The following is a 23,572-nucleotide window of genomic DNA, read 5'->3' as shown; positions in this document are numbered from 1 at the left end:
TGCACTGACCGTATGAATCCACCGCGCGAAACCCAAGCCTGATCGCATTCTGGAAGCGGACCTGTCACTCCTCGCCGTACCGTCAGGGCGCGACGGCGGCCCGCCGGCTGCCGAGCCACGTGGCGATGCCGAGGGCCAGCGCCAGGGTGGCGCCGACGGCCGGGACGAGCAGCGCGCGCTGGTAGTCGGCTGCGCCGGCCGCCGCGTCGTGCCCGTTGACGAGCGCTATCGTCGCGGCCGTGACGCCCAGCGCCGCGCCGAACTGGAACGCGGTGTAGACGACGCCGCCGGCCACGCCGTGCTCGGACTCGGCGAGACCCGCCGTGGCCGCGCCCGCCAACGGCCCGTACACCAGGGCGAACATCACCGCGATGAGCAGCAGCGACGGCAGAAGGTCGAGGTACCCCCAGGTCCCGTCGAGGCGCAGCGCCAGGGCGAACGCCAGCACGCCGGCCAGCACCCCGCCCACCACCACGGGGACGTTCCCGAACCGCTTGACGAGCCGGTGGGTGAACAGCGGCGCGAGGATCATGTCGGCGCCCATGACGGCGAACGCCAGCCCCGTCGCGACGGGCGACCACCCGCGGAACTCCTGCAGGTAGAGCGTGATCAGGAACTGGAACGCGAAGAACGCGCCGATGACTAGCAGCCCCGCGAGGCTGGCGCGCAGCAGGAGCCCTTCGCGCAGCACCGCGAGGCGCAGCAGCGGGTCGGCGGCCCGGCGCTCGATCAGGACGAACGCGCCGACCAGCACCGCGGCGGTGACGAACGAGGCCGCCCCGCCGACGACGTCCCCGCCCTCGCCGAGCGCCACCACGCCGTAGATGAGGGCGACCATCGCCGACGTCAGCGTGATCGCGCCGCCGACGTCGAACCCGCCGCCGGTGAGCTCCTCGCGCCGGTCCGGCCGGATGAGCAGCCGCCCGGCGACCCAGAGCACGGTGCCCACGATCACGGGAGCGAAGAACACCCAGCGCCAGCCGGCGTCGGTGAGGAAGCCGCCGGCCACCACGCCGAGCGTGAACCCGCCGGCTCCGATCGCCCCGTAGATCGCCAGCGCCCGGTCGCGCAGCGGGCCCTCGGGGAAGCTGGTGGTCAGGAGGCTGAAGCCCGCCGGCGTCATGAATCCCGCCGTCGCGCCCGTGACGAACCGGGCCACGACCAGCACCCAGGCGTCGTCGGCGAGGCCGCCCAGGCCGGAGAACACGACGAACACCGCGAGGGCCACCAGGAAGGTCCTGCGGCGACCCGCGAGGTCGGCCGTGCGGCCGCCGAGGATCATGAACCCGCCGTAGGCGAGTACGTAGGCGCTGATCACCCAGTGCGCGTCGGCGGTCGCCAGGCCGATGTCGTCGGCGATGGCCGGCACCGCGACGTTGAGCATCGCGATGTCGATGCCCTCCAGGAAGAGCGCGCCGCAGACGACGGCCAGCACTCCCCAGCCCGTGCGCGTCGTGGTGGCCGCCGGTGGTGCGACCGCTCTGGTGTCCGTCACAACGGTCTCCTCGCTCAGAATCTCGCATGGTTACCACTTGTAACCATGACGATCGTTGGGCACGATCGACGGATGGCACAAGAAGGCACTTTGTCGTCACCCGGTTCCCTGGAGGGAACCATCGCGGAGCTGGCCGGCTGCCGGGTGGACCGCGACCCCTTTCAGTGGGACGTCCGCGAGGACTGCCAGGTGCGGCAGATCCTGGACCGCATCGCCGACAAGTGGTCGCTGCTGGTGATCGCGCTGCTGGACGAGCGGAAGCTCCGGTTCGGCGAGCTGAGCCGGGAGATCGACGGGATCAGCAAGCGGATGCTGACCGTGACGCTGCGCAACCTCGAGCGCGACGGCCTGGTGCTGCGCACCGTCTACGCCGAGGTCCCGCCGCGCGTGGAGTACGAGCTCACCACGCTGGGCCGCACCTTGCTGGCGACGACGCAGGCCCTGGTGAGCTGGACCGAGGAGCACCAGGACCAGATCGCCGAGGCTCGCGAGGCGTTCGAGGCGGCGAACAGCGGGATCTGAGGCGGTGGGGCCTTGGTGAGGCGTCCATCGCTCATTCGGGGGGCGCCAGCCAGGCTGAACTTCGTTCGGCTGGGGACTGGGTTTGCTGGCTGTGCCGGATCGTTCAGCCCAGCCGAACTAGACGAGGCGGGGCTGAACGAAGTTCAGCGGCTCCGGCCGGGCGTCCTGGGGCGGCTTTGCCGGCGGGGCCGCCCCAGGACGTGCGGGTCAGATCTGCTCCCACGGGATCGCGGCCAGGCGGTCGGCGACGCCGGCCAGGAACGGCCCGGCGTCGGGCAGCACGACGTCGTCGATCGACGCGACCGCGACCACGCCCAACGAGTTGACGAGGAACGCCCCCGCGAACCCCGCGACGTCCGCCAGCGCGACCGGTCTGCTGGCCGACGGCGTCGTGGCCTCGACCAGGCGCATGACGGTGCCGTGCAGGTGGGGAGCGTCCGGCCAGACGACGGCGCCGTCGGCCGCGAAGAAGCCGATGTTGGCGGTCGAGGACTCGGCGACGGCGCCGTCCGGCGTGGTGAGCAGCGCGTCGTCGTACCCGTCGAGCCGGACCCGCCGCGCCCACTCGAGCTGCGCGAAGCTGCCCAGGTGCTTGAGGTGGGCGAACGGGCGCAGGTAGGGGACCGAGCGCAGCCGCTGCGGTGCGGCGGGCGGGTGGTGCGGCTCGTCCACGGAGACGACGACGTGCTCGGCGTCCCGGAGGATCACCCGCACGGAGGCGTCGGGCGTGCCGGCCAGGGCGTGCCGCACCAGGTCACGGACCCGCTCGCCGGGCAGCGGCCGCCCGAACAGCTCGCGGTGCGCCGCGTCGAGCCGGTCGAGGTGGTTGCCGAGGCCCTGGACGCCGCCGTCGCGCACCTGCATGGCCGTGAAGTGGCCGTAGGTGCTGAACAGCTCGGTCGCCGCCGCCGGGCGGCCGTCGGTCTCGATGCGCACGCTCGGACCTTAGCGCCCGCCGCCGGACCGGGCGGCACCGACGAGGGCGACGGTGGTCAGGATGCTTCCTCTCGGACCCCATGGAACGCTTCCGCGACCCCGGGGTGGGAGGCCCGGGCAGGCCCCCTCACTCGCCCTGCTGGACGACGAGCCCTGCTGGACGACGAGCCCTGCTGGACGACGAGGCCGGCTGGGAGACGTCGGCCAGGACGCCGTCCGCGGCGCGGTGTCCGGCGGTTCCGCCGACGCCGGGGGCGAGCAGCGACTAGTCGCGCGCCCTCTCCGGGGCCAGTGACGACCGGAGCGTGTCGACGACGGCGTTCAGGCAGGCGGCGAAGGTCTCGCCGTCCGCCCGGATCCAGCGCTCGAAGGCGTGCTGGACGGCGATCGACCCGACCTGTGCCACGAGGGTGGCCGTGCCCGGGTCGACGCCGCGCTGCCGCAGGGCGTCGTCGAGCGCGGCGGTGACCGCGGCTGACTTGGTGCGTTCGCGCTCCTGGAGCTCGGCGCTGGCGTCGATCACGACCCGCCGCCGGGCGGCGTTGGCGCGGTCGATGCCGGCCGCGACCTCGGCGCCGACGTCGTACAGGGCCTCCAGCACCGCCGCGAGCGGGGATGCGGCCGGGTCCGCGGCGAGCACGGCCTGCGCGGCGGCCGCGGGTAGCCGCTCCGAGCCGGCGAACAGCACCTCGCGCTTGTCCGGGAAGTAGCGGAAGTAGGTGCGGCGCGTGAGCCCCGCGCGCTCGGCGATGTCGGTGACGGTCACATTGTCGTAACCGCGCTCCAGGTACAGCTCGAGCGCGGCCTTCGTCAGGCGTTCCTGCGCCCCCGGATCCCATCTCGCCACCGCCCGATCATACCAAGCGTGATGTCTCACCGTGTCATCAGTGCTAGCCTCTGTGATGACTCACAGTGTCATCACAGGGTTGCCCGGCTGCGGCCGGGCCGGACGAGCGGGGAGATTCTCATGGAACGGAACGGTCGATCGGACGAGGTGTGGATCCTCGGCGCCACCGGACGCACGGGCCGCGCGGTGGCCGCGCGCCTCCTGGCGGACGGCGTGCCGCCGGTGCTGGTGGGCCGGGACGGCGAGCGGCTGCGCCGGGTGGGCCGGGAGCTCGGGGCGGGCGCGGACGTGAAGGTGGTCGTCGCCGACACGGCGGAGGCGATAGCCGCCGAGATCGCGCGGCGGCGGCCCGCCGTCGTCGTCAACACGATCGGCGACTTCGCCGCCACGGGGCTGTCGATCGCGCGCGCCTGCCTGCCGGGAGGGCACTACGTGGACCTGGCCGCGGACCTCGGCGCCATGTCCCAGCTCGTGGCCCTCCACCAGGAGGCGGTGGACGCCGGCAGCACCCTGGTCACCGGCGCCGGGTTCGGCGTGCTGGGCACCGAGGCGGTCGTGGCCAAGCTGTGCGAGGGCCGCCCGACACCGAGCCGCGTCCGGGTCGACGCCCTGGCCTCCGTGGCGATCGAGGCCGGCACGCTCGGGACGGCCCTGGCCGCCAGCATGGTCGACGTCCTCACCACGGGCGGACGCCGGTACGACGGCGGCGGCCTGGTCCGCAGCAGGCTCGGCGCTGGCCCACGCCACCTCACGCTGCCCGACGGCGAGACCGCGCGGAGCGCCGAGGTGCCCTCGGGAGAGCTCTACGCCGCACACCTCGCGAGCGGTGCGCCGTCGGTGACCGCGACGTCGCTGCTCATCCCCGCCTCGCCCGCCGTCCGCGCCGTGCTGCCCGTGCTCGGGGCGCTGCTGTCCGTTGCCGCCGTGCGACGCCTCGCCGTCGGCCGGCTCGCGCGCGTGCGTTTCAAGGCTGCGCCCCGCCCTCGCGAGCACACGTGGGGGCACGCGGTTGTCACCTGGCCGGACGGCACCGAGCGGGAGGGCTGGCTCCGCGCCGACGAGGCCATGGACTTCACGGCGGGTGTCGCCGCCGGCGCGGCGGAGCGCCTCGCCCGGGGCGAGGGCAAGCCGGGTGCCTACACCCCGGCGGGGGTGTTCGGGGCGGAGCTTGCCGTTGACGCCGGGGGAGCGTTTCTGCTCGACGGCTGAGCTGCTCGGTTCGGGGTGGTCGCCTGACCTGGCCGGATAGCCTCAGGCCATGAGCCGGGGTGTGCTGTACGTGGTGGTGACCACGATCAGCCTTGCGTCCGCGGCGCCACCGCCACTGCCGACGCAAGGCTGATCGTGGATACCCTGCTTACCGGAGGTTGAATACCTTGCGGCACCTGCCGCACCGGATGAGGCCGGGGGTGTAGCCACCGATCACGAACTTGGTGCGGCAGTGGGGGCACGTGACGGTGTAGCCGAGTCGACGGCGTTTCATTGTTGCTCCTAACTGGGCTTAGTGACCGGTGGCGCGGTTGCGCCACCGGCTTCGATCACTTCTCGTTCCTTACGCCCTTGTGTTGGCGCGGGCTGCCGTTGAGGATCCGACCGGTCGCGGTGTCGCGCTTGTACCAGGTCGCTCCGCGCTTGAACTCGCTGCGGCCCCTGACCGCTCCCACGCGGTATCCCCTACCCGTGTTCTTGGCCATCTGTAATCACCCCCTCTGCCACTAGGCGGCTGCACGGTCACCACGCACTCGCAACTGGTGTAGGGTCACGAGTCCTTGCGTCCGTGCAACCGGACGTCTACTGTCGAATCGAAGATACGACAACGATTCGACATGTGCAACTGAATGCAGACATCGAACTAGGGGTGGTCGGGATGGCAGAGCGTGGTTCGTTCGATGGGGTGGCCTTCTTCGCGGCGCTCGACGGTGTGCGGGAGGCCCGCAACCTCAATTGGAAGCAAGTGGCCCAAGGAGCGGCTGTGAGCCCGTCAACGTTGACCCGCCTAGCGCAGGGCAAGCGCCCTGACGTCGACAGCCTTGCGGCGCTCGTAGACTGGGCAGGGTTGAGCGCGGACGACTTCGTCGTTCGGGTCCATGGCGAAGCGCAAGACGAGCCCTTGGCGATGATCTCCACCTACTTGCGTGCGGACAAGTCGCTGTCTCCGAAGGTGGCTGAGGCCCTTGAGGATGTACTCCAGGCTACGTACAAGGTGCTCAAGGACACATAGATGGCCCTTCCGCGTGGATTTACTACATTTGCAGAAGCTGAGGCAGAGCGAATCCGCCGCGAACTTGGCATCGGTCTCTTCGTCAGGATGGACCCTCACGCGCTGGCGGAGCTGCTCGAGATCCCCGTGATGGCTCTGAGCAACCTACGCGAGCGAATGCGCGGAGACCATCGACTGGAAGCGAGCATCGACCTGTTGCTTGGGGGCGGCGGAGGCCAGTTCTCTGCGGCGACAGTGTTCCTCCAGAGCCGCCGGGTAATCGTCCACAACGACTCCCACAGCCCTGGCCGGCAGGTCTCCAACCTCTGCCACGAGATCGCCCACGGCCTACTCCTGCATACGCCACGACCCGCCCTCGACGGCCGGGGCTGTCGCGACTGGGACGACCAGATTGAAGGCGAAGCCGACTACCTGGCGAGCACCATCATCATCCCGGGCAAGGCGGCCCGTGGAGCTGCGCAACGCGGGCTGACGGACGACCAGATCGCCGCGCAATACGGCTGCAGTATCCAGATGGCTCGCCGACGCGTGAACCAGTCCGGTGCCAGACGCCTGCGGAGACGGAGTGCCTAAAACCAGATCCGTTGTGGCCTGTTCACGCGACACCAGCCCTTCTACAAGGTCTCTATGGCCTGTCGGTCGCGCTCACCGTCCGAAGCGCTGGCGCGTCAGATCTTCACGCGCCTGTTCTCGTCAAACGCCGACGCCCATCTCGCCCGACTGATGGGCTGAGAAGAAGAACAGGGACAGCCCCAACTCCGACCGGCTACTACCGCCGCACCGCGCTCGTGGCCAGCGTGACGAACTGCATCGTGAAGCTCCCGCCGAGCCGGTCGATGGCCGCCCCAACGGCGTTCAGGATCCCCGCGAGCGGCTCGGGCCCGACCCGGGTGAGCCCACCCGTCGTCGGCAGCAGCGCCAGCCACTCCTCGCGGGTATAGGGCCGTTCCCACTCGTGCTGCCACTGCTCGGGCTCGTCGAACCGCCCGGACGCCCGGAGGCTGTCAGCGATCCTGGCGTATCCCGCCTGGTAGACCTCGACCGGGCGGCGGGCCGGCTGGTCGCCGAAGGGCGAGTCCGGTACCGCCCGCCGGAACGCGGCGGTGAACGTCTCCGCGACCGGGGCGGGCGGCTCGAACACATGCCCGAAGATCGCGAGCCGCCCCGCCGGCCGCAGCACGTCGGCGGCCTTGACCGGTCCGGCCACCGGGTCCACCCAGTGCCACGACTGGGCGGCGACCACGGCGTCATAGGTACGACCGCGGGCGGCCCAGTCCTCGAAGGTCGCCACCTCCGTGGGCACGCCGTGCGCCCGGGCGTAGTCGGCCATCCGCGCATCGGGCTCGACGCCGAGCACCGTGCAGCCCGCGGCCTGGAGCTGCCGGGCGGCGATGCCCGTCCCGCAGCCGACGTCGAGCACGTCCCGCCCGGGGCTCCCCGCGACGATCCGCGTCAGCAGCGCGTCGGGATAGCGCGGCCGGGACCGGTCGTAGCCTGCGGCGTCGGTGCCGAACGACTCGGCCATCTGTCGCGCCGTGTGGATCTCGGGGGTCGGTCGGTTGGGAGTATCGGGCGGTAAAGTGGGCATGCGGTCACCTTAGTGGGCGTGTGCCCACTCGCCAAGGGCGCGCCAGAGAAACGCGAGAGGATCAGTGCATGCCCACCGGAGTCCACCTGCGTGATCCGCGCAGGCAGTTGTTCGACGCCGCCGAGCGCCTCCTGCTCAGGGACGGCCCGGTCGCGCTCACCAGCCGCGCCGTCACCGACGAGGCCGGCTGCGCCAAGGGCGTGCTCCACCGGCACTTCGCGGACTTCGACGCCTTTCTCGCCGACCTGGTGCTCGACAGCGCCGCGCGGCTCGAGGAGCAGGCGGCCACGCTGCGCGAGTCGGCCGGTCAGGGCACGGTCACCGGGAACCTGACCGCGGCCCTGACCACCTTGTTCGGGCCGGTGCCGGTGGCGATCATCCCGCTGATCACGTTCCGCGACGAGCTGCGCGCCCGCCTGCGGCAGGCCACGCCAGGGGGCGGCGTGGCGATCCTCGGCCACGTCACCACGGCGATCTCCGCCTACCTGGCCGACGAGCGCGACCTCGGCCGCATCGCCGCCGACGCCGACCTGGGGTCGGTCACCCTCTCCCTCGTCGGCGGCGGCCACCTGCTCTCGGCGGACCGCGACCCCGGCCCGCCGTCGGCGGACGCGGTCGAGCGACTCGTGACGGCCGCGCTCGCCGGCGTGACACCCAGCGCCTGACCCCTCGACGGAACAGCACCAGGGCTTCTCGCTGGCCGGCCTGGGTGCCGTCGTCGAGGGTGACCTCGACCTCGTACTTGCTCTCCTCGTCGTCGACCTCGGCCCGAGCCCGAGCCCGAGCAGAGCGCGTGGCCCACGCCGCGTCTGCGACGTGGACCACGCTGTGGAGGGGTTTCCTAGTTGTCCTTGCGCGGCAGGCGCGACGTCACCGGACGAGGCTGTTCTGCATCGCGAAGACGTCGCCGTAGGTGCCGTCGGCCTCGGCGAAGCGCTGCCGCTTGACCCGCTCGACGAGAACCTGGTTCGCGTCGGGCCGGAAGGTGAGCAGGCCCATGACCTCGTCTGCGAACTCGTCGAGCGGCATGGCGCGTTCGTTGTTCTCGCTGCCCGGCCAGAGCGAGGTCCGGGTCAGCGGCGGCACGACCTCGATCACCTGGACCGAGGTGTCGCTCAGCTGCTCGCGCAGGCTCTCCGTGTAGGAGTGGATGGCCGCCTTGGAGGCGCCGTAGGACGGCGTGGCCGCCAGCGGGACGTAGGCCAGGCCGGAGGTCACGGTGAGGATCGCCGCGTCCGGCTGACCCGTCAGGAACGGGGCGAACCGGTGCACGAGCCGGATCGGGCCGAGCACGTTCGTGGCGATCGTCCGCTCGGCCACGTCGAGCGACGCCGGGTCGAGCACCCGCTCTGCGACCATGATCCCCGCCATGGCCACCACGACGTTGAGCTCGGGGTGCTTGCCGGTCACGGTCTCGTAGAGCGCGCGGATCGACTCGGGGTCGGTGATGTCGACCACCTCGCCCTCGATCCCCGGGTGCTCCTCGGCGATCCGGTCGAGCTGGTCCCGGCGTCGTCCGGCGACGATGACCTTGTTGCCGGCCTCGTGCAGGCGCGTCGCGAGAGCGAGGCCTATGCCGGAGGTGCCGCCGGCCATGAGGATGGTGTTGCCGCTGATGTTCATGCTGATCTCTTCCTTCGGGGTTTCGACCGTGGCGTTGCGGTCAGGTTTGGGGATGGTCCGGGTCGGTGCGGTCACGGCCGGGCGTCGAGCTCCAGCCGGAGGATCCGGTCGTCGCCTGGGCGCGGCTCGGTGCCGCCCCAGGTCGCGCCGTCCGTGTTGGAGGTGATGAGCCACAGCGCGCCGTCCGGGGCCACCTCGACGGTGCGGATGCGGCCGAGCTCGCCGGTGTAGTGCGCTATCGGGTCCCCGGCTGCTTCGGGGCCGTCGACGGGTAGCTGCCAGAGGCGCTGCCCGCCCAGCGCGCCCATCCACAGCGAGCCCTGCGCGTAGGCGATGCCCGACGGCGAGGCGTCGTCCGGGTGGATGGTGAAGATGGGCGGCTCGCCGGTGTCCCCTGCGATGCCCTCGGTCTCCGGCCAGCCGTAGTCGAGGCCCGGACGCAGCACGTTGACCTCGTCCCAGGTCCGGTGGCCGAGCTCGGAGGCGTACATCGTCCCGTCCGGGCCGAACGTGATGCCCTGGACGTTGCGGTGGCCGCTGGAGTAGATCGGCGAGTCGTCGTCGGGGTTGTCCGCCGGGATCGAGCCGTCGAGCGCGATCCGCAGGATCTTGCCGTTCAACGAGTCGTCGTCGGCCGCGTTCTCCGGGAGGAACGCGTCGCCCGTGCCGATCCACAGGTTGCCGTCGGGGCCGATCCGCAGGCGCCCGCCGTGGTGCCGGTCGGCGGTCTGGATGCCGTCGAGCAGTACCCGGGCGACGTCGAGCGAGCCGAAGTCGTCCGCGATCTCCAGGGCGACCACGCGGTTGGTCGGCGAGCCGGAGGCGTAGGCGTACACGGTGCGGTCCGTGGCGAAGTCCGGCGAGGCGGCCAGGCCGAGCAGCCCGCCCTCCGAGCTGGTCTCCACGTCCGGGACCACGCCGACCACCTCCGGCGTGCCGCCGTCGGCGGGGATGTGCAGCACCTGGGCCGACAGCCGCTCGGCGACCAGCGCCGAGCCGTCCGGCAGGAACGTCAGCCCCCACGGGGCCTCCAGCCCTGTGGTGAGCTCGGTCAGCTCGCCTGGGCCCGACGTCGTTGCCTCCGTGGGCGCCGACTCGGTGGCCGACTCGGTGGCCGCCGACTCGGTCGTCCGGCCAGCACTGTCCGGGTCGGACGCCGGTGCGGTGCACCCGGCGGCCATGAGCACTGCCGCGGACACGGCGGCGGCCCTGGTCACCAGGGTGGTGCGGGTCGCGTTGAGCACTGCGGCTCCTTTCGTCGGTCTGTTATCGCTGATAACACTATGCGCGTTACCGCCACTATGCAAGCGCTGATACCGGATCGGCGTTATCGTTGATAAATGAGCGAACCCACGAGCACCAGACGAAAGATCCTCGACGCCGCGGCGCAGCTCCTGGAGGAGCACGGGCGCGAGGGCGTCACCACGCGCGCCGTCAGCCAGGCCGCCGGGGTCCAGGCGCCGACCATCTACCGGCAGTTCACCGACATGAACGGCCTGCTCGAGGCGGTCGCCGCCGACGGTTTCGACACGTACCTCGCCGGGAAGCGCGCCATCGCCCTCACCAGCGACCCGGTGCAGGACCTGCGCTCCGGCTGGGACCTCCACGTCGAGTTCGGGCTGGCCCACCCCGCCCACTACCTGCTCATGTTCGGCCGGCCGACCCTCGGCGAGCCGTCGCCGGCGGTCCAGCGCTCGATCGACCGGCTGCGCATGCTGATCGAGCGGATCGCCGAGGCGGGCCGGCTGACCGTCACCGCGAAGACCGCTGAGGAGATGGTCCACTCCGCCGGGACGGGCCTCACGCTCCACCTCATCCGGGTGCACCCCGACGACCGCGACCCCGCGCTGTCCCGTCGTCTGCGCGAGGCGGTGCTGAACGCCATCACCGGGGACGCCCCGCCCGAGGTATCCGGCTACACGCAGCACGCGACGGCGCTCAAGGCCGCCCTGGGCCAGGTGGACGGACTCCTGAGCGGCGGAGAGCGCGCGCTGCTCGGCGAGCTCCTCGACCGGCTCGGCGATGCGCGGGAGTGAGCCAGCACGAACAGGCCGGGGCCGTGCGGGATCGGTAGCCATCGTACGGCCCAGCGAGGTATTTCTGAGAATGATTCCCGGACCGTTGGAATCCGCAAGAGTTCTGCTCGAATCGGCAGCGGCGAACCGGAATCTCGAACTTATCGTGGGTTGGTGACCCGGCACAGGGCCACCTGGCAAAGGCGCCAGAGGATCACCACATCGGTTCGTCAGGCAGGAGCTGTGAGATGGCTACCCAGATGAAGGCCGCGGTTGTGCAGGGAGTGAACGCCAAGTGGGAGCTGGAGGACCGGGACCGGCCCGAGCCGGGCCCCAACCAGGTGCTGGTGCGGGTGCGTGCGTGCGCGCTCTGCGGCACCGACGCGTGGATAGCGCAGGGTGTGATCTCGTTCCGGGATTTCCCCCAGGTGCTCGGACACGAAGGAGTCGGTGAGGTGGTCGCCGTCGGCGACGGCGTCACCGGACGCAAGGTGGGCGACCGGGTCGGGATCCCGATGATGCAGAAGCGTTGTGGCTCCTGCGACTTCTGCCGGGAGGAGCACCCGAACAGCTTCGTCACGGCGTCGAACTGCGCCGCCCCGACGCTCACGGGCGTCAACGTCGACGGCGCCCACGCCGAGTACATGGTCACCGACGTGGGCGGCACGGTCCTGCTGCCCGAGGGGATCTCGTACGAGGCCGCCGCGCCCACGGTCTGCGCGGGGTTCACGGTGTGGGCAGGCATCCGCCGTGCCGACCCCAAGCCGGGCGCCCGGGTCGCCGTGGTGGGCATCGGCGGTCTGGGCCACTTCGCGATCCAGTTCGCGAAGGCGGCCGGCTACCACGTCACGGCGGTCACCCACACGCCCGCCAAGGCGGGCCTCGCCCGCGAACTGGGCGCCGACGACGTCGTGTCCGACGGCGTCGGCCTCAAGGAGGCGGGCGGCGCGGACGTGCTGCTGCACACGAGCAGCTCGCACAGCTCGGTCGCCCGCGCGATGGAGGGGCTGCGGCCGTGGGGCACCGTCGTCCTGATGGGGATCGCCACCGACGAGCTGACCATCCCCGCCGGGCCGCTGACGTTCCACAGCCACCGCATCATCGGCTCGGCCCACAACGGCATGGAGTACCTCGCCGAGGCGCTCGACATCGTGGCCAGCGGCAGGGTGACGCCGATGGTCGAGGTGTTCCCCAAGGAGCAGATCGCCGAGGCCTACGACCGGCTGGTGTCGGGCGACCTCCGCTTCAAGGCGGTCGTCACGTACTGACGGTCGTCACGTACTGACGGTCGCGCGCTGAGGGGCCTGCGCGGGCTGAGGGACCCGCGGGGGCGTAGCCCCGCCGGGAGGCGGGACGGCCGGGACCGCCCGAGGGCGGGACCGGCCGTCCCACCGTTCGAGGGAGGGCCGCCCTACCGCTCGGGGAGCTCCCGCACGAGGACGTCCTGGGTGGTCGCCTCGTCGACCCGCATCGCGACGACGTCCCGCTGGGCCTCCGCGTAGCGGCGGGGCGTCACCCCGAAGAAGCGCCGGAACTCGTTGATGAAGTGGGACGGGCTCGAGTAGCCCACACGGCGCGCGACCTCCGTGACGTTGAGCTGCTCCTGGAGCAGGAGGGTCGCGGCCCGGTCCAGCCGCATCCGCTTGAGGAACTGGTACGGCCCCGTGCCCGTCGTCTCGGCGAACAGTGCCGTGAGCGCCGACGGGCTCATCCGGACGTGCTCCGCCAGGTCCGCGACGGTCAGCGGGTCGGCGAGGTTCTCCCGGAGGTACTGGACGACCTCGGAGAGCGGGTCGTTCCTGCGCTCGTGCGCTGCGGCCTGCAGCAGGCGGGAGACCTGCTCCGCCCGCAGGAGGCGGTACGTGATCTCGTGGAGGTACATCGGCGCGAGCACGCGCCGGTCCGGGACCGTGGCGAGGGAGCGCAGGAAGCGGACGACGGAGCCCACGAAGTACTCGTGGAACGGCGAGACGTAGGCGACCGGCGCGGCGGGTGACGACACCCTGCCGCCCGCGGGAGGCCGGCGGTCGGGGATGTCCGCGGCGACCAGACGAACCACCGACGGGTCGATCTGGAGCACGAAGGACAGGTAGGGCGTGTCCGGCGTGGCCTCGAGGATCTCGGTCTCGAACCGCATCCCGCGGGTGAACAGCAGATAGTGGAACGGGTCGCAGACGTACTCCTCCCCGCACACGCTGAACCGTTTGCGGCCCTGGACCACGCAGCACAGCGCCAGCGACCCGACCTCCGACCACTGGGACCGTTGCGGGTTGTCGAAGCGGTAGGCGGTGAGCCCGGGCCACTCGGTGGCGTTCGGTCCCTCGTCCGGCGTCCGCGCGAGGATCTCGGCGACCAGGTCGCTGCCCGTCTGGCGTTCCTCCAGGGGCAGCCCGACCCGGGACGTCTCGGCGTCCTGGGCCGGGCCAGGGCAGCGCGACGGGGTGGCGCCGGATGCGTCGCGCGCATCGGGCACATCGTCGGTGACCATGGTGCCTCCACGTGTTGGCAGGGCGTCGGCTGCTTGCGGCCGGCACGTCCACGTCGGTAGTGGTCCCCCGGGTGCCGGTGGTGGTGTGCACGGCCGAGGCCTGAGCCGGACGCTAGGTGAGGCCACCCGGTCCGATCGCCCCGGTCGGTGCATTGCGATAGAAATCTGGTGAAACCCGAGACGTGCGCCTCGGGCTCCGAGAGACCAGGTCAGCCCATCCGGAACGGGTCGCGCGTCTGGCCGGTCAGCTCCACGAACACCGACTTCGACTCGGTGTAGTCGTTGATCGCCTCCATGCCGTTCTCGCGCCCCACACCGCTCTGCTTGAACCCGCCGAACGGCATGCCCGGGCCGACCACGCGGTAGTCGTTGATCCAGACCGACCCCGCGCGGACCTGCGCGGCCACGCGGTGCGCGCGGTGGACGTCCTTGGTCCAGACCGACCCGCCGAGCCCGTACCGGGTGTCGTTGGCGAGCCGGACCGCCTCGTCCTCGTCGGAGAAGGCATAGACGGACAGGACGGGCCCGAAGATCTCCTCCTGCACCACCGTCGCCTCCGGCGTGACGCCGGTGATCACCGTGGGCTGCACGAAGTAGGAGCCGAGGTCGCTGGCGGGCGCGCCGCCGCAGGCGAACTGGCCGCCTTCCACCTCGGCCTGCTGGAGGTAGCCGAGCACCTTCTCGTACTGCGGCGCGTTTGCCAGCGGTCCCATCTCCGTCTCCGGGTCCATCGGGTCGCCGAGCTTGATGGACCGGGCCCGCTTGGCGATGCGCGTCACGAGCTCGTCGTGCACGGACTCGTGCACGATCAGCCGGGAGCCGGCCATGCAGGTCTGCCCGGTCGCCGCGAAGACGCCCGAGACGACGCCGTTCGCCGCGGCGTCGAGGTCGGCGTCGGGGAAGACGACCTGGGCGCTCTTTCCGCCGAGCTCGAGGGTCGCCCGGTTCACGTTCCGCAGGGCGGCCTGCGCGACCTTGATGCCGGTGGCGGTCGAGCCCGTGAAGGCGACCTTGTCGATGCCGGCGTGGCCGGCGAGCGCCTCGCCCGTGCTCCGGCTCCATCCGGCGACGGCGTTGAGCACGCCGGCGGGCAGCCCGGCCTCGAACAGCACCCGCGCGAACGCCAGGGTGGACGCCGGCGCGTGCTCCGACGGCTTGACCACGCAGGTGTTGCCCGCCGCGAGGAGCGGCGCCAGCTTGAAGGTCAGGAGCAGGAGCGGCGAGTTCCACGGGGTGATCGCGCCGACGACGCCCAGCGGCTCGCGCACCGTGAAGCCGAAGTACTTGCCCGGCTTGAGCTGCGGGACGGTACGGCCCTCGATCTTGTCCGCCAGACCCGCGAAGTAGTGGTAGTACTCGGGCAGCGTCTCCATCTGGGCGCGCATCTCGCGCAGCAGCTTCCCGTTGTCGCGCACCTCGAGCCGGGCCAGGTAGTCGATGTTGTCGGCGAGGCCGTCGGCCACCTTGCGCAGGACGGCGGCGCGCTCGTGCCCGGGCATCCGCCCCCACCCGTCGTCGAAGGCCCGGCGTGCGGAGGCGACGGCGCGGTCGATGTCCGCGGGGCCGCCGTCCGCCACCTGGGCCCATGGCCGGCCGGTGTAGGGGTTGAGGGACTCGAAGGTCTCGCCGGACGACGAGTCGACGACGCGCCCGTCGATGAACAGGCCGAACCTCTCCAGGTTCTCCGAGCCGGTCTCTGGTTCCGTGTGCTGCGTTTCCGTGGTCATGTGGACCGCTTCCTTTCGGGACTGTGCTTCCTGTGGCTGGTGGCTGGCTGTCCGTTGTCGGTCGGCGCGTCGACGGCGTCGCCGTCGGCCGTGTGGACGAGGTGGGCGTCAGTGCGCGGCGTCGGCCTTCCGGTCGAGCCGGAGCCGGCCGGTCTCGCCGAGCGCGACGATGCAGGCGACGGAGGTCGCCGAGTAGGCGGCGAGCAGGACGCCGACGAGGTAGCTGCCCCAGGTGTCGAGCAGCATGGCGCCGACGAGGGGCGCGAGGGCCGCGCCGACGACGCCGCCGATGTTGTAGGCGACGCCCGCGCCGGTGTACCGGTAGCGGGTCGCGAAGACCTCGGCGAGCTGGGCGCCCAGCGGCGCGTACGCCAGGCCGGTGACGGCGAAGGCGAGCGCGAGACCCAGGGCGAACATCGGCACCGTCGCGACGTCGAGGATCGGGAACAGCGCAAGGGCCACCCCGACCGCCAGGACGTTGCTCCACAGCAGGATCGGGCGCCGGCCCACCCGGTCGGACAGCAGCCCGCCGGCGATCGTCGTCAGGGCGAACACGACACCGCCGAGGATGCTGGAGGTGAGCACCCACGGGCGCGGCAGGCCGAGCACCTCGCTCCCGTAGTTGAGGAGCATCGTGGCGCTGAGCCCGAAGAAGGCCAGCAGGCCGACCGTCGCCCCTGCGGCGAGCAGGAGCTCGCGCGGCTGCCGGGTGACGACCTCGAAGATCGGCACGCGGCTCTTGACCCCTACCTTCCGGAACGCGGGGGTCTCCTCCAGCGAGAGCCGCACCCACAGCCCTACCGCGACAAGCACCGCGCTGAGCAGGAAGGGGAGGCGCCAGCCCCACACCGCGAACTGCTCCTCGGTCATGAGCAGGCCGGTCAGCAGGAACGTCGTCGTGGAGAGCGCGAGCCCGAGCGACGGGCCGAGCTGGGGGAACATCGCGTAGCGCCCGCGCTGTCCCTGGGGCGCGTACTCGGTCGCCAGCAGAAGGGCCCCCGCCCATTCCCCGCCGACCGCGAGCCCCTGGAGCACGCGGAGCACCACGAGCAGCACGGGTGCGGCGATGCCGATCACGTCGGGCGTGGGCAGGAGGCCTACGGCGACGGTCGCGCAGCCCATCAGCAGCATCGAGGTGACCAGCGTCTTCTTCCGGCCGACGCGGTCCCCGAAGTGGCCGAACAGGATCGAGCCGAAGGGTCGCGCGGCGAAGGCGACGCCGATGGTGGCCAGCGACGACAGGAACGCCGCCGCGCCGCCCAGTCCCGCGAAGAACACCGCGTTGAACACGAGCACCGCCGCGGTGCTGAAGATGAAGAAGTCGTAGAACTCGACGACGGTTCCCACGGTGCTCGCCACGGCGACCCGCCGTCGCACAGCGGCGGACGGGGCGGTCGCACGGCCGGAGGCGACGGCGGCCGCCCCGGGCTGCGGAGTTGTTGTCGACATGATTCTCCTTTGAAGTCATGGGGCGAGACTGCTGTACCCATCGGAACCAATCGCAACCAAGATCAGGATTGATCTCGATTGGTTGAGTGTCTATCGCGGTCTGAGCCCTGTCAAGGGGCAAAGTGGGCTATGATTGGTTCAGATTGGTCAACGTGAGGGGTGGCAGCATGAGTGATGCGGTGATCGCCTACGTCGAGCGTGCCCTCGCGGCCGGCGACATCTCGCCGGGGGATCAGCTACCGACGGAACGGTCGCTCGCGGACTCGCTCCAGGTGCCCCGCAGCGCCGTCCGGCGTTCCCTCGCGAAGCTCGAACGTGACGGGCGCGTCGTCCGGCACGTCGGCCGCGGCACCTTTCTGGCGGACGGCCATGTGCCGGCCGGCAGCGGGGAGCTGATGACCAGCCCCGCCGAGATCATGGACACCCGGCTCATGATCGAGCCGCAGGTCGTGGTGCACGCGGCGCAGAACGCGACGCCGTCCGACCTCGAGCACATCATCATGTGCATGCGCCGGGGCAACGCGGCCGAGACCTACGACGACTTCGAGCGCTGGGACGCCGCGTTCCACCGCGCCATCGCGGCGTCCGTGCACAACGGGCTGCTGCTCCACATGTTCGACGCGATGAATGCCGCGCGCGACCTCCCCGTCTGGGGGAGCAGCAAGCGACGCCACGCGACGCCCGAGCGCCGCGCGGCGTACGAGGTGCAGCACGACGCGATAGTGGCGGCGATCGCCGACCGGGACCCGACAGCCGCCCGCGCCGCGATGATCGCCCACCTCGAGTCGGTCCGCACCAACCTGCTCCACCCGCCGGCCTGAGCCGCGGGCAGACGACGACGGCGGGCCGCGGGGGAGCGGCCCGCCGTCGTCGGCGCCGTCGCCGTGCCGCGGCGCGTGAGGGGCGGAAGTGGGACCGGGGTGCTAGACCGTCTGGCCCTGGGCGCGGGTGGACAGGTCCTCCCACGCCGTCCACTCGGCCAGCCGGCGCTCGTAGGCCCCGCGCGCGAGCTGTTGGGTGGGGATGCCGAACAGCGAGCCGAACAAAACCCGCAGCGGCGGCTGCTCGGCGTCGACGATCTCCAGCAGCGCCTGCGCCGCGGCCGCCGGGTCGCCCGGCACGGAGGCGCCACGCCGGGCCGCCATCTCCTCGCGCATCGTGTCGTACGCGGGCAGCGGGGTGCTGCGGCGGGCCGACGACCCGGCCCAGTCGGTGCCGTACCCGCCGGGCTCGACGAGCGTGACGTGCACGCCGAACCGGGCGACCTCGGCCGCGAGCGACTCGCCGAGCGCTTCCGTGGCCCACTTCGAGGCGTGGTAGGCGCCCATGTTGGGCACCGCCACGACGCCGCCGATCGAGGACACCTGGATGATGTGCCCGCGGCCGCGCTATAAGCCAGGTGTCGCTTTCCGCCAAGATTCCGGCCCGTTCGAGCGCGCCGAGGCGGGCGACCGGTCGAGCGGGCCGGTCCTAGGGGCGCGAGATCGTGACTTGGCATCGAGATCGGCACAGGCCTGGACCGATCTCGATGCCAAGTCACGACCTCGACGTCACTAGCCAGCCAAGTCACGACCTCGACGGCACTACCCAGTAGGGCAGCCTCACAGGTCTGCTGTTGGCTCCGCGTCCAGGACGTCGAAGGTGTTCAGGAGCCGGAGGTATGGCGCGAAGGCCTCCTCGACCTCGGCCCGCTCCAGGCCGTAGCGCGCCATGTCGTACTGGTGCGGGCGCGTGCCAGCGGGCCGGGCGGTCACCTGGTCGAGCTTCGCCTGGTCGCTCTCCGTCCACCTCGCCCCGATCGCCGAGTACAGGCGCGGCACCTCGGTGTGCGGGTCGTGGCTCAGCGCGTGGTACGGCACGTCCACGATGGACGACGGCGGCAGGCTGAGCCGCGCCTCCAGCGCGTTGTCCACCCACGTCACCATCGAGTCCATGATGAGCCGCCCGACCTCCAGCGGGTCCGGGTCCGTCTGGTACGGCGCCCACAGCGTCTCCACGAGGCTGCACGCCGAGCCGACGACGGTGGCCGGGTCGCGGTGCGTCCACACGAACGTGGCGTCCGGGAACACCTCCTTGATCACCGTCATGTCGTTCAGGTGCGCGGGGTACTTGAGGATCCACCGCTTGGGCTCCCGCCCGTGCTGCAGCACCTGCAGGCCCTGCTTCAGGCACTCGTAGTCACCGGCCAGCTCCGCCGCGCTGCGCTGCGCGTACCAGTCGCGGTAGGAGTGCATGCTGCCGTGGAACAGCGGCCAGAACGTCCCGTGCGGCATGAGCACCAGCGACTCCTCCGGATCCTCGGCACGGATCGGGTGGATGTGCTTCAGCCCCGGCGCGAACAGGCCCGTGACCATGCTGATGCTCTGGTCGAACCGCCGGATCTCCCGCTTGGCGACGGCCGGGTCCTCGAGTCCCGTGTAGGACATCTCCCAGGCGAGCGGCCCGCGGTGGTCGGGCGACGCAGCGAGCACCTTGTGGGTCAGGGTGGTCGCCGTCCGCGGCAGCCCGAGCACGAACACCGGGTCGGTGATCTGCTCCGCGGCGATCTCCGGGCGCTCGGCGAGCAGCTTCTTGATCCGCAGCCGGTTGACGTAGCGGCCCTTGACAACGTTGAGCGCGAAGAACCAGCCCAGGGGCGTCAGCCGGGGCTCCTCGGTGATGCTCGCGAACACGCGGCCGAGGCCGTCGGCGAGCTCGCGGTCCTGGATGCCGGCGTCCTTCTCGACCTCCGCGACGGCCTTGGCCCAGGCGCTCGCGGAATCGTCGCGCCCTCGGATGGCGGGAGCGAAGACGGTGTTGAGAACCCTGGAGGTTCGGGTCGTGGTGCTCACGATGTCCCTTCTCATGATCGGCGTGGTGGGTCGCGCGGTGCCCGTGGGGTTCACGGGACGAAGTCGGTCTCCGGCGAGGAGTCCTGCTCCGGCCGGAAGGTGACCGGCAGCTTCTGCAGCAGGCGGAACCGCACGTCGGGGGCCCACTGGAGCGTCTCAGGCCGGACGGCGATCGTGGGCGCGAGCCGGCGGTGCAGCGTCTCGGTGGCGGTCCGGACGATCAGCCGGGCCAGGTGCGGCGCCGGGCACGCGTGGGCGCCGACGCCGAACGCGAGGTGCGCACTGCCGCCCGACCCGTCCCACGGGTCCTCGCCGCGGATGCCCGGGTCCGAGCCGATCGCGCCGACCGCGAGCAGCACCGCGTCCCCGCGCTGCACGAGCCGGTCGCCGAGCAGGAAGTCCTCGACGGCGATCCGCGGCGCCAGCGAGCTCACCGGCGGCGCGGTCCACAGCACCTCGTCGAGCGCCTCGTCGGTCCCGAGGCGGCCGCCCGCGAGCCGCCTGGCGAACCGGTCGTCGGTCAGGGAGAGGTAGAGCGTCTGCGTCAGCCACGCCTGCAGGCCGAGCGCCGCGGTGGACGTCAGGGACAGCAGGCCGAGGGCCGCCTCCGCGGTGCTCTCGTAGGCGGTGTGCCGCGCGAGCCGGCCGGCGGGAGTAGGCTCGCCGTCCGGCCTGCGCGCCGCCGTCTGCGCGGTGAGCAGGAAGCTCACCTCGTGCACGGCCGCGGCGGCCTCGCGTCCGGCCGTGCCGCGCGCGGCGATCTCGAAGACCTGCTCCGCGGTCCCGGCGTCGAACCCGAGGAACGTGCCGAGCGTCAGGTGCGGCATGGGTGCCACGTACTCGCGCACCAGGTCGGCCACCCCGGTTCCGGCGAACCCGTCGATCAGCTCCTCGCACCGGGCGCGCGTGGTCCTGGCGACCTCGACCTCGTCGGTGACGCCGAGCACCTCGTCGAGGGGAGTGCGGAGCCGTTCGTGCGCCTTCCCGTCCGCCTGCTCGACCGTCGGCCTGCGGGACGACGCCAGCGGCCCGAGCAGGGGCGAGTCCGCGGACCACGCCTTGCGCTCGTGCCCGCTCCAGGCTCCGGTCGTCGCCGTGAGCGGGAACTGGCCGCGGGCCATCGAGGCGATGGTCCGGTAGTCCATCACGAGCCACGCCCGGGCGCCGGGCGCCAGCTCGACGGGGGCGATGTCGCCCCACTCCTCGCGCAGGCGCGCGTGGACGGCGCCCGTGTCGGACGCCGTGGTCAGGTCGGTGACGGTCGGGACGGTCGCCGGGGCGTCGAGCCGCAACGGCTGAGAGGCAGGATCGCTGCCGACGGCGTCGCCAGTGCTGGTGATGTCTCCGGTAGTGGTCGAACTGCTCATCATGTCCCCGTCTGGGTCGGGTACAGGCTCGGTATGATTCCGGTCGAACTCTGCCGGAGATGTGTCGATGTGTCCAGGTACGTCCTTCGGGCGGGCTTCGCCGTGGCGGGCCCGGGTGGGCCTCAGGCCTCGTACCGGGCGACGTCCAGCGGGTCGCGCCCGCGGAGCGGCGGTGTGTCTCAGACGTCGGTCAGGCGCTGCCACGCGCGCACGACGGCGACGACGGCGAGCGGGGCGACGGCGGCCGCGAGCAGCAGGTGCGTGGGGCCGACGGCGGCAGCGGCGTCGGCGCCTCCCATACCCGTCCACAGGGATGGTGCGGCGTAGGGGAACCAGGGGCCGCCGCCGAGGAGCACGACGATCTGGGTGAGCGCGACGACGCCGACCAGGGCCCCGATGGTGCCGAGCTGACTGCGGGTCACGGTCGCGACCCAGGCGAAGGGCAGCGCCAGACCGCCGCCCAGCAGCCCGGCCAGCACCGCGGCCCCCGCCTCGCGCCAGGCGCCGAACGGCGTGCCGGAGCCCGCGACCACTGCCGCGGAGGCCGTGACCGTCAGGGCCACGGTCAGCACGACGCACGCCGCGATCCAGGCCAGGGCGACCAGGGACTTGGCCAGGGCGACCGTGCCGCGCGGGACGGCGAGCCCGAAGAGCGCGCCGGCGGTCCCGTTCTCCAGCTCCCGGCCGAAGGACCACGCGACGAAGAACCCGCCCGCTGCCAGCGCGGCGACCGACAGGACCTGGGCGCAGACCACGAGGTGCGTGGTGGCCGGGTCGCCGGTGGCGTAGTCGGCGAGCTTGGCCGCCGTCGGCCCGGCTGCTTGGGGGGACCGGGCCAGCGCCACCATGCCCACGCCGGCCAGCGGCACGAGCACCGCCAGCAGCGTGGTGGCCAGCCGTGCGACCACCGAGCGGCGGAGCTTGCGGGTCTCGACGGCCAGGGCCGCGGCCAGCGCGGCGGACGGCGTCATGTCGGGCTCCCGGTCCTGGAGCCGTGCGCCGTGCCGGTGTCGGCGTCGAGCACCATGGCGAAGAACCGCTGCTCCAGGTCGGTGCCGCCGGGCTCCAGGTGGCCGACGTCGCGGCCGGCGTGGAGCACGACGATCTCGTCGGCGATGCGGGACACCTCGTCCAGGTGGTGGCTCGAGACGAGCACCGCCGCGCCGTCGTGGGCCAGGTCGTGGATCAGGCCGCGCACCAGGACGATGCCCTGCGGGTCCAGGGCGCTGGTGGGTTCGTCGAGCACGAGGGCGGCCGGCCCGTGCAGCGTCGCGCACGCGATGCCCAGGCGCTGGCGGTTGCCCGCCGAGAGCGTCCGGGCGCGTGCGTGCCGCCACGGCTCGAGCCCCAGCCGGGCGGTCGCCGCGTGCGCCGTCCGGGTGGCGGTGCGCCGGGGCTGCCCGTGCAGCCGGGCGGCGCAGTACAGGTTCTCGGTGACGGTCAGCTCCGGGTAGACGAGCGGTGCGTCCACGACGTGGCCGAACCGCGCCGCGGCGTGGCCGGGCAGCACGGCCGGGTCGTGGCCCAGGACGTGCGCCGTGCCGTGGGCCGGGCGCAGCCGCCCGACCAGGGCGCGCAGCGCCGTCGTCTTGCCCGCGCCGTTGAGCCCGACCAGCGCGGTAACGTGACCGGGCTGGACCATCAGCGTGAGCCGGTCGAGGGCGACCCGGCCGCCGAACGTGTGGGAGACGGCGTCGAGCACGAGGGCGGGCCGGGTCATGGTGCGGCTCCGCCCGGGGCGAGCTGCGCCAGCGCGCGGCGCACGAGCTGGGCGAGCGTGACGTCGTCCGGCTCGGTGGCCCAGGCCAGCAGGGCGGCCGTCGTGGCGGCCAGGCAGGCGGAGGCCGCGATGGCGGCGTCCAGCCGCTCGGCGCCGTCGGCCACGAGCCGTTCGACGATCGCCTCCTGCGTGGCCTCGGTGCCCATGACGACGGCGGCGCGCAGCGCGGGCGTGCCCGCGACCAGGGCCACCCGGCGCCGGGCCGTCGCGTCCTCGGTGGGCGTGATCTGGCCGAGCGCGGCCAGCAGGCCGAGCCGGGTGCGTTCCAGCGGCGGGAGGTGGGCCGACTGCGCGCCGACCGCCTCGGCGATGAGCGGGTCGTAGGGGTCGGTGACCAGCACCGCGTCCTTGGTGGGGAAGTGCCGGAAGAAGGTCATCGGGGTGACCCCTGCGGCGTCCGCGATCTGGTTCACCGTGGTGGCGGCGTAGCCCTGGCGCTCGAAGAGGTCGAGCGCCGCGTCGAGGATGCGGGCCCGGGTGCGCAGGGCTCTTGGGGTGACCACGCGCTAATGTTAGTCACTAACATTAGCGCGGGGCAAGCGACGGATTGGCGAGACGCAAGCGTCGGGCCGGCGTCCCCCAGCGGACGCCGGCCCGACGGCGGGGTGCTACCGGCTCACCTGGTCCGGACGGTGCTCGGCGCGCCGACCACCAGCGGCGCGACCGTCACCTTGTCGCCGGCG

Annotated in this window: 24 protein-coding genes; 8 read left to right on the top strand and 16 right to left on the bottom strand. The window is 72.1% G+C overall.

Translation table 11 applies throughout. The features are described 5' to 3' along the window. Positions 1-82 precede the first annotated feature (82 nt). The gene (locus AC0QU1_RS18240) at positions 83-1,495 is read right to left on the bottom strand and encodes an MFS transporter (RefSeq protein ID WP_483571325.1); all 1,413 of its coding nucleotides are present in this window, start codon (positions 1,493-1,495) and stop codon (positions 83-85) included. A 90-nt stretch (positions 1,496-1,585) separates the two neighbouring features. Between AC0QU1_RS18240 and AC0QU1_RS18235 the strand changes: the two genes are divergently transcribed. After that, positions 1,586-2,017, top strand: coding sequence for a winged helix-turn-helix transcriptional regulator (locus AC0QU1_RS18235; protein WP_483616264.1), 432 nt, complete (start codon positions 1,586-1,588; stop codon positions 2,015-2,017). Between the two features lie 207 nt (positions 2,018-2,224). Here AC0QU1_RS18235 and AC0QU1_RS18230 read toward each other — a convergent pair whose 3' ends face one another. Then, the gene (locus AC0QU1_RS18230) at positions 2,225-2,953 is read right to left on the bottom strand and encodes an aminotransferase class IV (protein WP_483571321.1); all 729 of its coding nucleotides are present in this window, start codon (positions 2,951-2,953) and stop codon (positions 2,225-2,227) included. A gap of 265 nt (positions 2,954-3,218) precedes the next feature. Beyond that, positions 3,219-3,800 (bottom strand): TetR family transcriptional regulator, encoded by a 582-nt coding sequence (locus AC0QU1_RS18225; protein ID WP_483571319.1) that lies wholly within the window; start codon positions 3,798-3,800, stop codon positions 3,219-3,221. A 120-nt stretch (positions 3,801-3,920) separates the two neighbouring features. On the opposite strand from AC0QU1_RS18225, the gene AC0QU1_RS18220 reads away from it, so the two are divergent. Continuing rightward, positions 3,921-5,009: a saccharopine dehydrogenase NADP-binding domain-containing protein gene (locus AC0QU1_RS18220; RefSeq protein ID WP_483571317.1), complete on the top strand. Its 1,089-nt coding sequence runs from the start codon at positions 3,921-3,923 to the stop codon at positions 5,007-5,009. 148 nt (positions 5,010-5,157) lie between these two features. On the opposite strand, the gene AC0QU1_RS18215 is transcribed toward AC0QU1_RS18220, so the two are convergent. Next, a complete protein-coding gene (locus AC0QU1_RS18215; protein WP_483571315.1) occupies positions 5,158-5,283 on the bottom strand; it encodes an MJ0042-type zinc finger domain-containing protein in 126 nt (41 codons plus the stop codon). Between the two features lie 345 nt (positions 5,284-5,628). Here AC0QU1_RS18215 and AC0QU1_RS18210 point away from each other — a divergent pair, with 345 nt between their 5' ends. Further along, the gene (locus AC0QU1_RS18210) at positions 5,629-6,021 is read left to right on the top strand and encodes a helix-turn-helix domain-containing protein (protein ID WP_483571313.1); all 393 of its coding nucleotides are present in this window, start codon (positions 5,629-5,631) and stop codon (positions 6,019-6,021) included. Beyond that, positions 6,022-6,594, top strand: a complete 573-nt coding sequence (locus AC0QU1_RS18205; protein WP_483571311.1) for an ImmA/IrrE family metallo-endopeptidase — start codon at positions 6,022-6,024, stop codon at positions 6,592-6,594. It begins immediately after the preceding gene. Positions 6,595-6,790: 196 nt separating this feature from the next. On the opposite strand, the gene AC0QU1_RS18200 is transcribed toward AC0QU1_RS18205, so the two are convergent. Next, complete coding sequence (locus AC0QU1_RS18200; protein ID WP_483571309.1) at positions 6,791-7,609, bottom strand: class I SAM-dependent methyltransferase; 819 nt, start codon at positions 7,607-7,609, stop codon at positions 6,791-6,793. Positions 7,610-7,677: 68 nt separating this feature from the next. On the opposite strand from AC0QU1_RS18200, the gene AC0QU1_RS18195 reads away from it, so the two are divergent. Then, entirely contained in the window at positions 7,678-8,274 is a 597-nt protein-coding gene (locus AC0QU1_RS18195) for a TetR/AcrR family transcriptional regulator (protein WP_483571307.1), read from the top strand. Positions 8,275-8,479: 205 nt separating this feature from the next. On the opposite strand, the gene AC0QU1_RS18190 is transcribed toward AC0QU1_RS18195, so the two are convergent. Next, positions 8,480-9,232 (bottom strand): SDR family oxidoreductase, encoded by a 753-nt coding sequence (locus AC0QU1_RS18190; protein ID WP_483571305.1) that lies wholly within the window; start codon positions 9,230-9,232, stop codon positions 8,480-8,482. A 71-nt stretch (positions 9,233-9,303) separates the two neighbouring features. Beyond that, positions 9,304-10,476, bottom strand: a complete 1,173-nt coding sequence (locus tag AC0QU1_RS18185; protein ID WP_483571303.1) for a PQQ-dependent sugar dehydrogenase — start codon at positions 10,474-10,476, stop codon at positions 9,304-9,306. A 96-nt stretch (positions 10,477-10,572) separates the two neighbouring features. On the opposite strand from AC0QU1_RS18185, the gene AC0QU1_RS18180 reads away from it, so the two are divergent. Then, positions 10,573-11,268, top strand: a complete 696-nt coding sequence (locus AC0QU1_RS18180; RefSeq protein WP_483571301.1) for a TetR/AcrR family transcriptional regulator — start codon at positions 10,573-10,575, stop codon at positions 11,266-11,268. A 227-nt stretch (positions 11,269-11,495) separates the two neighbouring features. Continuing rightward, the gene (locus AC0QU1_RS18175) at positions 11,496-12,515 is read left to right on the top strand and encodes an alcohol dehydrogenase catalytic domain-containing protein (protein ID WP_483571299.1); all 1,020 of its coding nucleotides are present in this window, start codon (positions 11,496-11,498) and stop codon (positions 12,513-12,515) included. Between the two features lie 143 nt (positions 12,516-12,658). Here AC0QU1_RS18175 and AC0QU1_RS18170 read toward each other — a convergent pair whose 3' ends face one another. From AC0QU1_RS18170 to AC0QU1_RS18160, 3 genes are all read right to left on the bottom strand, one after another. After that, complete coding sequence (locus AC0QU1_RS18170; RefSeq protein WP_483571297.1) at positions 12,659-13,735, bottom strand: AraC family transcriptional regulator; 1,077 nt, start codon at positions 13,733-13,735, stop codon at positions 12,659-12,661. 209 nt (positions 13,736-13,944) lie between these two features. After that, on the bottom strand, positions 13,945-15,462 hold the full coding sequence (locus AC0QU1_RS18165; RefSeq protein ID WP_483571295.1) for an aldehyde dehydrogenase: 1,518 nt from the start codon (positions 15,460-15,462) through the stop codon (positions 13,945-13,947). 108 nt (positions 15,463-15,570) lie between these two features. Beyond that, positions 15,571-16,911 carry an MFS transporter gene (locus AC0QU1_RS18160; protein WP_483571293.1) on the bottom strand — a complete coding sequence of 447 codons (1,341 nt, stop codon included), beginning with the start codon at positions 16,909-16,911 and terminating at the stop codon, positions 15,571-15,573. A 167-nt stretch (positions 16,912-17,078) separates the two neighbouring features. Between AC0QU1_RS18160 and AC0QU1_RS18155 the strand changes: the two genes are divergently transcribed. After that, a complete protein-coding gene (locus AC0QU1_RS18155; protein ID WP_483571291.1) occupies positions 17,079-17,732 on the top strand; it encodes a FadR/GntR family transcriptional regulator in 654 nt (217 codons plus the stop codon). Positions 17,733-17,834: 102 nt separating this feature from the next. Here the strand turns inward: AC0QU1_RS18155 and AC0QU1_RS18150 are convergent, their stop codons facing one another. The 6 genes from AC0QU1_RS18150 to AC0QU1_RS18125 form a co-directional block, all read right to left on the bottom strand. Continuing rightward, the gene (locus AC0QU1_RS18150) at positions 17,835-18,275 is read right to left on the bottom strand and encodes an SDR family NAD(P)-dependent oxidoreductase (RefSeq protein ID WP_483616262.1); all 441 of its coding nucleotides are present in this window, start codon (positions 18,273-18,275) and stop codon (positions 17,835-17,837) included. Positions 18,276-18,512: 237 nt separating this feature from the next. Beyond that, the gene (locus tag AC0QU1_RS18145; RefSeq protein WP_483571289.1) at positions 18,513-19,742 is read right to left on the bottom strand and encodes a sulfotransferase family protein; all 1,230 of its coding nucleotides are present in this window, start codon (positions 19,740-19,742) and stop codon (positions 18,513-18,515) included. A 50-nt stretch (positions 19,743-19,792) separates the two neighbouring features. Continuing rightward, positions 19,793-21,109 (bottom strand): cytochrome P450 family protein, encoded by a 1,317-nt coding sequence (locus AC0QU1_RS18140; RefSeq protein WP_483571287.1) that lies wholly within the window; start codon positions 21,107-21,109, stop codon positions 19,793-19,795. Between the two features lie 179 nt (positions 21,110-21,288). Beyond that, positions 21,289-22,080, bottom strand: coding sequence for an ABC transporter permease (locus tag AC0QU1_RS18135; protein WP_483571285.1), 792 nt, complete (start codon positions 22,078-22,080; stop codon positions 21,289-21,291). Beyond that, a complete protein-coding gene (locus tag AC0QU1_RS18130; RefSeq protein WP_483571283.1) occupies positions 22,077-22,829 on the bottom strand; it encodes an ABC transporter ATP-binding protein in 753 nt (250 codons plus the stop codon). Before AC0QU1_RS18130 ends, AC0QU1_RS18135 begins: the two co-directional genes overlap by 4 nt. Next, positions 22,826-23,392 carry a TetR/AcrR family transcriptional regulator gene (locus tag AC0QU1_RS18125; protein WP_483571281.1) on the bottom strand — a complete coding sequence of 189 codons (567 nt, stop codon included), beginning with the start codon at positions 23,390-23,392 and terminating at the stop codon, positions 22,826-22,828. The genes AC0QU1_RS18130 and AC0QU1_RS18125 overlap by 4 nt, the downstream gene beginning before the upstream one ends. Positions 23,393-23,572 lie beyond the last annotated feature (180 nt).

The organism is Promicromonospora noduliphila (assembly GCF_056951025.1).
Note: the sequence above shows the minus strand (reverse complement) of the source record. Positions and strands in the feature narration are given on the sequence as shown.